This window comes from Ferrimonas kyonanensis DSM 18153 (assembly GCF_000425405.1).
Taxonomy (GTDB): Bacteria; Pseudomonadota; Gammaproteobacteria; order Enterobacterales; family Shewanellaceae; genus Ferrimonas; species Ferrimonas kyonanensis.
The window spans coordinates 48,902-62,070 of sequence record NZ_AUDJ01000027.1 but is presented as its reverse complement, the minus strand read 5'-3'; the positions used below and the strand labels follow the sequence as shown (position 1 = coordinate 62,070).

At 56.4% G+C, this 13,169-nt stretch carries 14 protein-coding genes; 12 read left to right on the top strand and 2 right to left on the bottom strand.

Annotated elements, in window-relative coordinates; all coding sequences use genetic code 11:
- Positions 1-2: 2 nt before the first annotated feature.
- Together H598_RS0110220 and H598_RS0110215 are read right to left on the bottom strand one after the other, a co-directional pair.
- Positions 3-980: a tyrosine-type recombinase/integrase gene (locus H598_RS0110220; RefSeq protein ID WP_051252651.1), complete on the bottom strand. Its 978-nt coding sequence runs from the start codon at positions 978-980 to the stop codon at positions 3-5.
- A gap of 208 nt (positions 981-1,188) precedes the next feature.
- Complete coding sequence (locus H598_RS0110215; RefSeq protein WP_028112935.1) at positions 1,189-1,605, bottom strand: hypothetical protein; 417 nt, start codon at positions 1,603-1,605, stop codon at positions 1,189-1,191.
- Between the two features lie 249 nt (positions 1,606-1,854).
- On the opposite strand from H598_RS0110215, the gene ccoN reads away from it, so the two are divergent.
- The 12 genes from ccoN (at position 1,855) to ttcA (ending at position 13,121) form a co-directional block, all read left to right on the top strand.
- The gene (ccoN, locus tag H598_RS0110205; RefSeq protein ID WP_028112934.1) at positions 1,855-3,312 is read left to right on the top strand and encodes a cytochrome-c oxidase, cbb3-type subunit I; all 1,458 of its coding nucleotides are present in this window, start codon (positions 1,855-1,857) and stop codon (positions 3,310-3,312) included.
- An 11-nt stretch (positions 3,313-3,323) separates the two neighbouring features.
- Positions 3,324-3,935: a cytochrome-c oxidase, cbb3-type subunit II gene (ccoO, locus tag H598_RS0110200; RefSeq protein ID WP_028112933.1), complete on the top strand. Its 612-nt coding sequence runs from the start codon at positions 3,324-3,326 to the stop codon at positions 3,933-3,935.
- A gap of 10 nt (positions 3,936-3,945) precedes the next feature.
- Positions 3,946-4,107: a CcoQ/FixQ family Cbb3-type cytochrome c oxidase assembly chaperone gene (locus H598_RS0110195; RefSeq protein WP_028112932.1), complete on the top strand. Its 162-nt coding sequence runs from the start codon at positions 3,946-3,948 to the stop codon at positions 4,105-4,107.
- A gap of 6 nt (positions 4,108-4,113) precedes the next feature.
- Positions 4,114-5,076 (top strand): cytochrome-c oxidase, cbb3-type subunit III, encoded by a 963-nt coding sequence (ccoP, locus tag H598_RS0110190; protein ID WP_028112931.1) that lies wholly within the window; start codon positions 4,114-4,116, stop codon positions 5,074-5,076.
- Positions 5,077-5,240: 164 nt separating this feature from the next.
- The gene (locus H598_RS0110185; protein ID WP_028112930.1) at positions 5,241-5,717 is read left to right on the top strand and encodes a FixH family protein; all 477 of its coding nucleotides are present in this window, start codon (positions 5,241-5,243) and stop codon (positions 5,715-5,717) included.
- Positions 5,718-5,728: 11 nt separating this feature from the next.
- Positions 5,729-8,095, top strand: a complete 2,367-nt coding sequence (locus tag H598_RS0110180) for a heavy metal translocating P-type ATPase (protein WP_028112929.1) — start codon at positions 5,729-5,731, stop codon at positions 8,093-8,095.
- Positions 8,092-8,250, top strand: coding sequence for a cbb3-type cytochrome oxidase assembly protein CcoS (gene ccoS / locus H598_RS0110175; RefSeq protein ID WP_028112928.1), 159 nt, complete (start codon positions 8,092-8,094; stop codon positions 8,248-8,250). The genes H598_RS0110180 and ccoS overlap by 4 nt, the downstream gene beginning before the upstream one ends.
- Complete coding sequence (locus H598_RS0110170; RefSeq protein WP_028112927.1) at positions 8,243-8,932, top strand: sulfite exporter TauE/SafE family protein; 690 nt, start codon at positions 8,243-8,245, stop codon at positions 8,930-8,932. Before ccoS ends, H598_RS0110170 begins: the two co-directional genes overlap by 8 nt.
- 61 nt (positions 8,933-8,993) lie before the next feature.
- Positions 8,994-9,740 (top strand): electron transport transcriptional regulator EtrA, encoded by a 747-nt coding sequence (gene etrA, locus H598_RS0110165; RefSeq protein ID WP_176819262.1) that lies wholly within the window; start codon positions 8,994-8,996, stop codon positions 9,738-9,740.
- 155 nt (positions 9,741-9,895) lie between these two features.
- The gene (gene uspE / locus H598_RS0110160) at positions 9,896-10,819 is read left to right on the top strand and encodes a universal stress protein UspE (protein ID WP_028112925.1); all 924 of its coding nucleotides are present in this window, start codon (positions 9,896-9,898) and stop codon (positions 10,817-10,819) included.
- 299 nt (positions 10,820-11,118) lie between these two features.
- Positions 11,119-12,048, top strand: a complete 930-nt coding sequence (gene uspE, locus H598_RS0110155; protein ID WP_028112924.1) for a universal stress protein UspE — start codon at positions 11,119-11,121, stop codon at positions 12,046-12,048.
- A 146-nt stretch (positions 12,049-12,194) separates the two neighbouring features.
- Positions 12,195-13,121 carry a tRNA 2-thiocytidine(32) synthetase TtcA gene (gene ttcA, locus H598_RS0110150; protein WP_028112923.1) on the top strand — a complete coding sequence of 309 codons (927 nt, stop codon included), beginning with the start codon at positions 12,195-12,197 and terminating at the stop codon, positions 13,119-13,121.
- Positions 13,122-13,169 lie beyond the last annotated feature (48 nt).

Genomic DNA, 13,169 nt, shown 5'->3' with positions numbered 1-13,169 from the left:
GGCTATTCCAGCAACGATACCGCCTGGCGCATCACCTCTTCACCGCGCATGTCGTATTGACGGGTGGTGTCGATGCTGGCGTGGCCCATCAGTTTTTGCACCGTGTGCAGGTCGACGCCATTGCACAGCAGCTGTGTGGCGAAGGTGCGGCGGCCATCGTGGGGGCTGAAGCTGGCCACCCTGGCCTGGCGGTTTCGAGCGTCGATGATCACCTTTACCGCCTGGGGCGTCATTCGCCGCGCCAGCAGATCCCCCAGCTTGGTTATCGGTTGAAACAACGGCCCTTGGTCCTCGCCTCTGAGGGTGTCGATGTATTCGGTCAGTGCCGTCAGTGTGGGTTGATTCAGGTACAACAGCCGCTCTTTGTTGCCTTTACCGATGACGCGAATCGTAGCTTGGTGGCGATCCAGGTGGGCCAGATCTATGCCCACCAGCTCGGCGCGGCGCACACCGGTACCAAACAGCAGGCTCAACAGGGCCAGATCCCGGCACCCTTTCGGACCGCAGTCGTGGCGACATTGCCGCAGTAAACTCTGAATCTCCGACTTGGTCACCTCCCGCCCCTTGTTCACCCGGCTGCCTCGCAAACGACGAATCGATTGAATCTGGCTGTAGTGGCGATGTTCGTACAGCCCCATCTCGTACGCCCGCCGGGCGACCCCTTTGATCAATGCCAGGTACAGATTGACGGTATTGGGACTGCGCCCCTGGGCCGTGGGCCGACGCATCAACGCGCCTCGACGCAGTTGGTCAAGCAGATACAGCACCTGCGGCTTGCCGATGGCCGCCCAGTCTATCTGCCGGTAATGGTCCAGATTCAACAGCCGTGCGATCACATTCAGGTAGCTGATCATCTTTTGCCGCGACAGATCCGAGCCCAGCTCCTGCAGATAGATCAACGCCGGAGAAAATGCGGCGCAATCAAAGTCGGTGTTGGCTGGTACCAGCTGTGTCGGGGCTAGCGGGGTTAATTCAGTCAATCTGGGGGTCTCGTGGTCTGGGATCGCTGGCGGATCATACCGGATCGCCATTAGTAATGAAAATAACTGTTTTCGAAACCAACGTTTATAAAACACCTCAACCAAGGACACAGGTAGCAATGAGAAAGGCAGATGGCGGCGCGAATGTGGGTGGGTCGGGGCAAAAGTTGCCGGCCGCTGTTACCCCGGCCGGCGCGTGCAGGCTCGATCAGTGATCGGCCAACCAGTTGAAGTCGACGCGCTGCTCGGTACCGTCGGCATCGGTGAACTGAAGTTGCAGTTGCCACACCATGTAGCCGGAGGCGCAGCTGCCGTACATTAATTCGCCCTGACCGTCGGCATCAAAGTTAACCGGAATTCGGCCCATGAACATATCCCGTCCTTCCACCAGTGCGGAATTAAGGCTCCAGCCTTCCGGTGCCGCCAGGGATAATGCCAATGGTTGTTCACTGGGAGCATTGGCCGGAGTCATGGTTAACGACAAAGTTTCACCGGAAATAGCAAACTGGCATGGGCCAGTTTCAAACTGGCATAAGCTGGGATCGGTCACCTGTTCGTTATTATCCGAACAGCCCGCCAGGATCAACAATCCACTGACGAGTGCGCCTACAGTTCGAAACATCATTCAATACCGCCTTGAATTAACAGGATTTTATTAACAATAATTACACATCGTTTCTTGATCAGGATCAAATTAACAGCGGGTGTTTGTGCTAGGTTTTTTGACCGACCTCAAGTATCATGACCTTGCCTTGATGCATATCACGCTAGAAGTGGTCAAATGTTATTCGTTTGCGAAAATTTGCATCGAAATGTGCGTTACTCCAACTTCATCCGTGGAAGTTAACATGCAATTGCAGTGGAAGCTAAAAATATGAACCTGACTAATGCCAGCACTGATTACAACTATACAGTTGTCCGTCAGTTCGCTGTAGTAACCGTCATTTGGGGGATCGTTGGAATGCTGGTTGGCGTGTTTATCGCCGCGCAGCTGATCTGGCCAGCTCTCAATTTTGATACCCCCTGGCTGACTTACAGCCGCCTTCGCCCGTTACACACCAACGCGGTAATTTTCGCCTTTGGCACCAGCGCTCTTTTCGCCACCTCGTACTACGTGGTGCAGCGTACCTGTCAAGCTCGGCTGTTCGCGCCCAAGCTCGCATCCTTCACCTTCTGGGGTTGGCAAGCGATCATCCTGGCCGCCGCCATCACCTTGCCTCTGGGCTACACCACCTCTAAGGAATACGCGGAGTTAGAATGGCCGATTGATATCGCCATCGCCGTCGTATGGGTGTCCTATGCCATTGTGTTCTTTGGCACAATCATGAAGCGTAAGGTTCAGCACATCTATGTGGCCAACTGGTTCTTCGGCGCCTTTATCATCACCGTGGCGGTGTTGCACATCGTTAACTCACTGGCGGTGCCGGTGGTGGATGTGGAGTCTGGCCTGTGGACCATGAAATCCTATTCGGTGTACGCCGGAGCCGTGGATGCCATGGTGCAGTGGTGGTACGGGCACAACGCCGTTGGCTTCCTGCTGACCGCCGGTTTCCTGGGCATGATGTACTATTTCGTGCCTAAGCAAGCGGGTCGTCCGGTTTACTCCTACCGCCTTTCCATCGTTCACTTCTGGGCGTTGATTGCGCTGTACATCTGGGCTGGCCCACACCACCTGCACTACACTGCCCTGCCCGACTGGACTCAGTCTCTGGGTATGGTGATGTCCCTGATTCTGTTCGCCCCCTCCTGGGGTGGCATGATCAACGGCATCATGACCCTGTCCGGTGCCTGGCATAAACTGCGTACCGATCCGGTACTGCGATTCCTGGTGGTGTCCCTGTCCTTCTACGGTATGTCGACCTTTGAAGGTCCGATGATGTCCATTAAGACCGTTAACGCCCTGTCGCATTACACCGACTGGACCGTCGGCCACGTACACTCCGGTGCACTGGGCTGGGTTGCCATGGTATCCATCGGTTCGCTTTACCACCTGATCCCGAACCTGTTCGCCCAGGGCCGCATGTACTCCATCAAACTGGTGAACGTGCACTTCTGGCTGGCAACCATCGGCACCGTGTTGTACATCGTGTCCATGTGGATCAGTGGCGTTATGCAAGGTCTGATGTGGCGCGCGGTGAATGCCGACGGCACCCTGACCTACAGCTTCGTTGAGTCTCTTGAGGCCTCGTACCCGTTCTATTTCGTTCGCTTCATTGGTGGCGTGTTCTTCGTTACCGGTATGTTGCTGATGGCGTACAACGTGTACCGCACCATCAAGGCGCCTGATGGCTCACTCCAGGGCGAGGCAGAACTTCAGCCTCAGTCTGCTTAAGGAGAAGCGCAATGAAATTCAAGCACGAAATAATTGAAAAGAACATCGGCCTGTTGGCGATCTTCACCATCATTGCCATCAGTTTTGGTGGTCTGGTACAGATCACGCCGTTGCTTTTCCAGAACGAAACCACCACGCCGGTGAAGGGCCTGACCCCTTACACCGCGCTGCAGATGGAAGGCCGTGACGTGTACATCCGTGAAGGGTGCAACAACTGTCACAGTCAGATGATCCGTCCGTTCCGCAGTGAAACCGAGCGCTACGGTCACTACTCGGTCGCCGGTGAGCACGTGTGGGAACACCCGTTCCTGTGGGGGTCTAAGCGTACTGGTCCGGATCTGGCCCGGGTTGGCGGTCGCTACTCCGACGACTGGCATCGCGTCCACCTGCGTGATCCACGCATCGTGGTACCCGAGTCCAACATGCCCGGTTTCCCCTGGCTGGACGAGAATACCCTGGACGGTGAGTCGACTCTGAAAAAACTACAGATCTTCCGCGACAACTTCGGCGTACCTTATGGTAGCGACGAGGAACTGCAGAAGGACGTTGAGTCCATTAAGGGTAAAACCGAAATGGACGCCTTGGTTGCTTACCTGCAATCTCTGGGCACAGCTCTGAAATAAGGAGGCTTTGATGGACTACGGAACGTTTCAAGGCATTGTTACCCTCGTTTTATTGCTGATTTTTTTGGCCATCATCGGTTGGGCGTACAGCGCCAAGCGCAAGCCCGCGTTCGATGAGGCGGCCAACCTCGTCTTTGATGACGAGAACACGCCTAAGGGATCTAAGGAGTAATCTAAGATGACCAGCTTTTGGAGTACATTTATTACCGTTATCACCCTCGGGGTGATCTTCGGTTGCCTTGCCATCCTCATCTGGTGCATTAAGGACAAGATGGGCGTGGAGGAAGGCGAAGGGATGGGTCACACCTTCGACGGCATTGAGGAGGTCAATAACCCTCTGCCGAAGTGGTGGTCCTACATGTTCGTGTTTACCATCGTGTTTGGCCTGGGTTACCTGGCCGCGTATCCGGGTCTGGGTAACTGGAAGGGCTTTTTAGGTTGGACCTCGTCCAACCAAAGCGTGCTGTCATTGGAAGACTCCAAAGTGGCCGCGGACACCGCCCGCACCAGCCTCAACCAGGGTTACGTGCAGTACGACCGGGAAGTGGTTCAGGCCGATGCGCAGTATGGCCCGATCTTTAAGGGCTTTGCCGAGCAGCCAATCGAAGCACTGGCCAGCAACGACGACGCCCTCAAGATTGGCCAGCGTCTGTTCCTGCAAAACTGTTCTCAGTGTCACGGCTCCGATGCCAAGGGTGGCCCCGGCTTCCCGAATCTGACCGATGGCGCCTGGTTGTGGGGTGGCGATCCGGCCACCATCAAGCTGACCATCATGAACGGTCGTCGCGGCATGATGATGCCTAAGGGTGGCTTGCCGGTCACAGACGAAGAGATTCCGGCCATTGCCGAGTACGTGTATGGACTCAACGGTCGCAAACACGACGCCGAACTGGCCGCTAAGGGTCAAGCCGGCTTCATGAAGGGCTGTTTCGCCTGTCACGGTATGGACGGCACCGGCAATCCGATGCTGGGTGCGCCTAACCTGACCGACAACAATTGGCTCTACGGCGGCAGCCGTAAGGTGATTGAAGACACCATCCGTAACGGTCGTACCGGTGTGATGCCTGCTTGGAAAGACGTGTTGGGTGAGGATAAGGTTCACCTTATTACCGCTTACGTCTATAGCCTGAGCCAGGGCTAACCCCTACCCAGCCCCGTCTTTTGGCGGGGCTTTTTTTCCCCTGTTAAGACTCCGATTCGGCCTCGTGACGCCGCTTGCGCTGACCACGGATGTCATCACCATCGATTGGTTTCCCAGCCTGGAAATGCGTAAAATGGGGGCCAGTCCATTGGAAGGTAAAGTAGATGAAAGCAACTCCTTGGTACAAGCAGTTCTGGCCATGGTTTTTGATCCTGTTACCGGGATCCGTTGTGATAGCGGCCTTGATGACCATCAAGGTTGCGGTAGACAATCCGGTTGCCCTGGTGGCTGAGGATTACTACAAAAAAGGAAAAGGGATTAACCAGGATCTTTCCCGCATCACTCAAGCCCGCAATCTGGGGGTGGTGTTTGAACTGACCCAGCAGGATTCCAACCTGTACCTGATTCAACATGGCGGCCCCAGTGACGGCGCGGCCATCGAAGTGGAATTCCACCACACCACCCTGCCCCAGCACGATCGCATCATGATGCTGACCCAGGACGCCAGTGGCCGTTACCCGGTGCCGGCGCAGGAACTGGTCAACGGCAACTGGCAAGTGATGATTGATGCCTTTGACCAAAGCTGGCGCCTGCAACAGCGCATCGCCCTGCCGGTAGAGCAGTCGGTCTGGTTTCGATAACGGGAGTCTGCGTGGATAAAGGGTGTTTCCACTGTGGGCAGCAGGTTCCGCTGTCCACCGATTACAGCGTTACCATCGATGAACAGTCTCATCCCATGTGCTGCCCGGGCTGCGCTGCCGTCGCCCAAACCATCTGCGATGCTGGCCTGGGCGATTATTACCGCTATCGCACCGAAACCGGCAGTAAGCAAAACCTGGACGCCATCATGGCCCAGCTCGATGCCTACGATCTGGATGAGGTACAACGGGACTTTGTCGCCAGTGACGGCAAACTCAACTCGGTGGTGTTGTCGGTAGAAGGGATCAGTTGCGCCGCCTGTGCCTGGTTGATTGAACGGCACCTGAGAAAATGCGACGGCATCGCCCGCATTACCGTCAATACCACCACCCTGCGAGCCACCGTCAGTTGGGATCCGGCCAAGATCAAGCTGTCGGAAATTCTCAACCAGATGGCACTGGTGGGGTATCCCTCGACGCCGTTCCAGCCGGACAGCAAAGAGCAGACCTACGCCAAAAGCTCGCAGCAATTTCTGTTTCGCCTTGGGCTGGCCGGCATGGCCACCATGCAGGTGATGATGCTGGCCGTGGCCCTGTACATGGGTTACTTCACCGACCTGGATGAGGTGTACCGGGACTACTTCCGCTGGGTGTCGCTGCTGTTTGCCACTCCGGTTGCCCTGTATTCGGCCCAGCCGTTCTACTTCAGTGCCCTGCGCTCGTTAATGTCGCTCAGGGTCAATATGGACGTGCCGGTGTCCATCGCCATTCTCGGCGCCTTCAGCGCCAGTTGCGTCGCCACCTTCAAGGGCACCGGCGAGGTATACTTCGAATCGGTGTCGATGTTCACCTTTTTCCTGCTATTGGGGCGATTTTTGGAACAGCGGGCCCGACGCAAAGCGGCCGAGTCCAGCTCCAATCTGCATCGGTTGGTGCCATTGACCGCCGAGTTATGCCATGCCGGCGGTCACTCTCAGGTCGCTGCCAAGACCCTGAAAATTGGTGACCGCTGCCTGGTACGACCGGGAGAGCCGATTCCTGCAGACGCCAAGGTAGTCTCCGGACAGACCTCGGTGAATGAATCCATGCTCACCGGTGAACAACAGCCGGTGAAAAAGACTCAAGGCGACCCGGTTTACGGCGGCAGCGTCAACTTCGATCAGAGCATTGAGGTGGAGGTGGTCCAGGTCGGCAGCAACCAACTGCTGCACACCATCGTTCGGCTGCAGGAACAGGCTGCCGAAGAAAAGCCTGACATTGCCCGGCTGGCCGACACCGTTGCTCGCTACTTCGTCCCGGCGGTGCTGATCATCGCCGCGTTGACCTACCTGGTGTGGCAGTTTATCGATCCTGACCAGGCATTCTGGATCACCCTGTCGGTGCTGGTCGCCACCTGTCCCTGTGCCCTGTCACTGGCCACCCCGGCAGCGTTAACCTGCGGCGGCAACGCGCTGCGTCATCATGGCCTGTTAACCCGCAGTTCCCGGGTGCTGGAGGCCTTGCCGAAAGTGGACACCTTGTTGTTCGATAAAACCGGCACGCTGACGTTCGGCCACTGGCAATTGGATGACCACCGCTGTGTTAGCGGCAGAGAATCCGACCTCGACCCCCTGGTGATCGCCGCAGCCTTGGAACGGCGCAGCAGCCATCCGCTGGCATCGGTGTTTAAACCCTATGAGCGTGACGCCGTCAGCGCCGAGGACGTTGAACACGTTGCCGGCAGTGGCATCACCGGCCGAATCAACGGGGTTCGCTATCGCATCGGTCATGGTGAATTCGCCGGCCCCGGTGTCAGTGACAACAAGATCTGGCTGGCCGATGAACAGGGCCCGTTGGCCTGGTTCTCTCTGGCCGACCGCCTTAGACCGGACGCGGTGGCAACCATCGCCACGCTTAAGTCCATGGGACTGCGCTGCGAGATGCTGTCCGGAGACCCCAGCCCCAATGCCGAGGTCGTCGCCCGCGAGCTGGACCTGGACCACTGCACCCACGGGGTAACGCCAGAGCAGAAACATCGCTACCTGAAACAAAAGCAGGCTCAAGGCCAACGGGTGGCGATGTTTGGCGATGGCGTCAACGACGCGCCGGTATTGGCCGGTGCCGACATCTCCATCGCCATGGGGGCCGGTACCGAACTGGCCAAGAGCAGCGCCGACCTGGTGCTGCTCGGCGACAGCCTGGCGCCGATTATCGATGGCATTGCGATTTCGAAAAAGACCGTTCGTGTCATCCGTCAAAATTTGCTGTGGGCACTGGGGTACAATCTGTCCATCATGCCTCTGGCCGTCATCGGCTGGGTTCCCCCCTACGTGGCCGCCATCGGCATGTCAGCAAGCTCCCTCATCGTGGTGGGCAACAGTGTGAGACTATTGAAATTATGAGCATCATCTTTACCCTAATCCCGGTCGCCATCCTGTTTGTGATCATCGCCGTGGTGATCTTCTTCTGGGCGGTAAAGTCAGACCAATTCGAAGATCTGGATCGTCAGGCCTCCAACATTCTGTTTGACGAAGACCGCAAAGACCGCCATGAATGAGCTCGATTTCTGGGCGGCGGTCACCATAGGATTGCTGGGGTCGGCCCATTGTGTGGGGATGTGCGGCGGCATCATGGCGGCGCTGTCCCACGGCCTACCCAGCCATCAGCAAGCCAATCTGGGCAAACGCTTTGCCCTGCTCGGCGCCTACAACGGCGGGCGCATCATCAGCTATGTGATGGCCGGAGCGATTCTGGCCTCGCTGGCCACCGGCATGAGCAGTCTGTTTCATGTCGATCACTGGCTAGCGGGGTTGCGGTTGCTGGCCGGGGTGCTGTTGATCATGATGGGGCTGTACCTGGCGAACCTCAACCGCGGGTTGCTGTGGGTTGAAAAGCTGGGCAAGCCGGTGTGGAACCGGTTGGCGCCTCTGGCCCGGCGACAGTTGCCGATCACCCACCCCTCTAAGGCTGTTTTTGCTGGTTTGTTATGGGGTTGGCTGCCCTGTGGCCTGGTGTACTCCACTTTGATCTGGGCCCTGTCACTGGGCAGCATCAGCAACACCATGGTGGCGATGCTGGCCTTTGGCCTGGGTACTCTGCCCAGCATGTTCCTGGTGGGGGCCGCGGCAGACGCCTTTAAAAAACTCCTTGTGCATAAGGGGTTTAAACTTATCAGTTCAGTATTGCTAATCGCCTACGGAGTTCACACTCTTTTTATTGCTCTAGGTCAAATTTTGTAGCTAAAAAGGCCTGAGTTGGTTTACCATACCCTAGGAAGAAGCCAATCAGGTGTACAGAACCTTGGATAACAATCGAGCAAAACGGACGGCGTTCGGTGGATGTGCCATCCACTGTCATGATTGCAGCATGTCGGAACTCTGCATTCCTTTCACTCTTAATGCCAATGAGTTGGATAAACTCGACGCCATTATTGAGCGGAAAAAGCCGATACAAAAAGGTGAAATCCTCATTCAATCCGGTGAACCACTGAAAAGTTTGTTCGCCATTCGCTCCGGCACAATCAAATCCTATACCATCACCGAAAACGGCGACGAGCAGATCACCGGCTTTCATCTGGCTGGCGATGTTATCGGATTTGATGGCATCCATTCGGAACAACATCAGAGTTTCGCCCAGGCACTGGAAACCGCCATGGTCTGTGAGATCCCCTATGAGACTCTGGATCAACTCAGCGGCGTTATGCCCAGGCTGCGACAGCAGATCATGCGCCTGATGAGCAATGAGATCATGGGTGACCAGGAGATGATTCTGTTGCTGTCCAAGAAGAACGCCGAAGAGCGATTGGCGGCCTTCATCAGCAACCTAGCCAAACGCTTCGGCAATCGCGGTTTCTCCAGCCGAGAGTTCCGCCTGACCATGACCCGTGGCGACATCGGCAACTACCTCGGCTTGACCGTAGAGACCATCAGTCGGCTGTTGGGACGGTTCCAAAAGTCAGGGTTGATTGAAGTGAAGGGCAAGTACATCACCATTGTCGATCTCGAGCGACTCTCTGATCTGGCAGGCAATGCCAGAATCGCCCGCTAAGCTCCTGTTTAAGCGCCCACCTTTCGGTGGGCGTTGTCATTCGCCCTCCCCTCCTGCTGCATTCCCATTAGCGAAAGCGTCAATTTTGTTCTAGAACAAAGGGTGATTATTCCCATTTGGCGGCAGTGCCCCGGGCCTGTCCGGAGGAAAACGCTATGAGCAGTGAGCGACTTCTGGTCGTTATCGACCCCTCTCGAGAACAACAACCTGCCGTGGACCGCGCCGCCCACCTGGCGCGAAAGACCGGCGCGCCGATGACGCTGTTTCTGACCATATTTAACTTCTCCTACGAAAAGCGGGCGTTGCTGTCCGAAGAGGAGCGAGAGTTGTTGCGGGCGGCGCTATTGGAGAAGCACGAAGGCCACCTGAAACGGCTGGTGGCGCCGCTGCAGCAAGAGGGGCTGATCGTTGACTATGAGATCGACTGGAACGTACGGGTATTTGAGAGCATTATTCGCCATGTGCTCGACCATGACGTTTCCTACATCGTCAAGAGTACCCAGGCTCACGACACCCTCAAGTCGGTGATCTTCACGCCCACCGACTGGCACCTGATTCGCAAAGCGCCGGTACCGGTATTGCTGGTGAAAGATCACGACTGGCCACCCAAGGGGGTGATCATCGCGGCGGTGGATGTGGACTCACAAGACCCGCTGCATCAGGAGCTCAATACCCGCATCGTCAATACCGCTAAAAATCTGGCCGCGCTTATCGATGGCGTGGTGCACCTAGTCAACGGTTACCCTGGCTTACCGGAGAACATGTTTATCGAACAGCCCTCGCTGGACTCCTCCCGCTTCAATAAGTCGGTGCATCAGCACCATCAGGAGCACGTAGAAGCCCTGGGAGCCAAGTTCGACATCAGCCCGGAATGCTGCCACGTTAAGGAGGGACTGCCGGAGGATGTGATCTCTGGCCAGGCAAAACTGCTGGATGCGGAATTGGTGGTGATTGGGACCATCGGTGAACAGGGAATCACTGCCACGCTGCTTGGCACCACCGCCGAACAGGTCATCGACAACCTGCAGTGCGACCTGCTGGCGTTAAAGCCGGATCAGTTCCGGTCGCCACTGGCCTGACCGACATGTGAAACCGGGCCATCCTAGACGGCGGCCGACGACCAGGCCGCCTTCTTGGATAGCTGACTTAATAACTCTTTGAATTTCAGCTACAAGTGGTACTCTAATTATTGACCACCCCAGTTCAGCTGAAAGGCGTCTCCCTTCAGTGAAACGGATTTTCGGCGTCTGCCCGTGGCAGGCACCCATCAAGGGTTCGCCGCTGCACAGGACCGCAACGGCGCTATTTTTGATCTAAACAAAGGAATGTTCCTCACCCCCGTGCCACGATGACGGTGAGGGAGTTCAGTTAGGAGAGTATTATGAGCAGCGACAAACTTCTTGTGGTAATCGACCCCAGCCGCGATGAGCAGCCGGCCCTGGCCCGAGCCGCACATCTGGCGCGCTGCGCCGGTACCCGTTTGACCCTGTTTCTCAGTATTTTTGACTTCTCTTATGAGATGACCTCCATGTTGTCCCAGGAAGAGCGGGATGCGATGCGTAACGGCGTCGTGTTGCAGCGGCAAAAATGGCTGGAACAGTTGGCAGAGCCTCTCAAAGCCGAGGGGATTGATGTGGACTTTGAAGTGGTCTGGCATAACCGGCCGTTTGAAAGCATCATCAACCACGTCCTCAACAACGACGTTGCCTACATCATCAAGAGCACCCACGCCCACGATAAACTGAAATCGGTGATCTTCACGCCCACCGACTGGCATCTGTTGCGCAAGGCACCGGTGCCGGTATTGTTGGTCAAAGAAAACGACTGGCCGGCGAAGGGCAACATCCTGGCCGCCGTCAATGTGGCCGCCGATGATGAAGACCACAAGGAGCTCAATGAGCGCATCGTCAGTAAGGCGGTCACCCTGGCCGGCATCATCGATGCTCAGGTGCACCTGGTCAACGGTTATCCGGGGACGCCGGTGAACATTGCCATCGAGCTGCCCGACTTCGATGCCCACGCTTACAACCAGTCCATCAAACAGCACCATCAGGCCCGGATTGCTGAGCTGGCAGCCAAGTACGACATCGATGACAGCCACTGCCATGTGCTCGAGGGGCTGCCGGAAGATGTGATTCCCGACCTGGCTCGAGAGCTGAATGCCGAACTGGTGATGCTGGGCACCGTGGGTCGAAGCGGATTGTCTGCCGCGTTGATCGGCAATACCGCCGAACACGTCATTGACAGCCTGGAGTGCGATCTGGTGGCCTTTAAACCGGCCAATTTTGTTTGCCCCCTGGCCGACTGAGGCGGGTGTTGACCTCGACAGAGGGGTAATCCGTTCAAACCCGGTAATGACGCGGCTTAGGCCGCGTTTTTTTGTGCTCGCCTCTTTACCAGGTTTACCGATGCTGGAATAATGCCAGCCCCATTTGTGGCATTTCGAGGTATTGAGTGGAACTGAGTCAGAAACAGAAAACCCGTCTGAATAAATTGCAGAAGCGTCTGCGACGCGAAGTGGGCTCTGCAATTGAAGATTACAAGATGATCGAAGACGGCGATGTCGTCATGGTATGTCTGTCCGGAGGCAAGGACAGTTACACCATGCTGGACATTCTGTTGAATCTGCAGCACCGAGCGCCAGTGGATTTTAAACTGGTGGCGGTCAACCTGGATCAAAAGCAACCAGGGTTCCCCGAAGAGATCCTTCCTGCTTACCTCGATAGCCTGGGTGTGGCTTACCATATCCTGGAGAAGGACACCTATTCCATCGTTAAAGATAAGATTCCGGAAGGTAAAACCACCTGCTCCCTGTGCTCTCGCCTGCGCCGCGGCACCCTGTATGGGTTTGCGCAACGTATTGGGGCCACTAAGATTGCCCTGGGTCACCACCGTGATGACATGGTGGAAACCCTGTTCCTGAATATGTTCTTTGGCGGTAAGCTCAAGTCGATGCCGCCAAAACTGCGCTCCGACGATGGCGCCAACGTGGTGATTCGGCCACTGGCTTACGCTCGAGAGAAGGACATCGCCGAATACGCCAGCATGAAAGCGTTTCCGATCATTCCCTGTAACCTGTGCGGCTCTCAGGAGAACCTCAAGCGCAAGCAGGTTAAAGAGATGCTCAATCTGTGGGACAAACAATTCCCCGGCCGGATTGAGACCATCTTTACCGCCATGCAGAACGTGGCCCCGTCGCAACTGGTCGACCGGCAGCTCTTTGATTTTCAAAGTCTGAGCGCCGATCCGAACGCCAAGCCCAGCGGTGAAGTGGCCGAAGCGGATCTGCCGGCGTTCGATTTCTTTGACAGTGCCAACAGCGGCCACATCGATCTCGATGAAGCCAGCCGCATCGATGTGGTCAACCTGTATCAGCCATGATCACGGCCGAGAACACACTAAGGGCGCCTCAAGGCGCCCTTTTTTAAT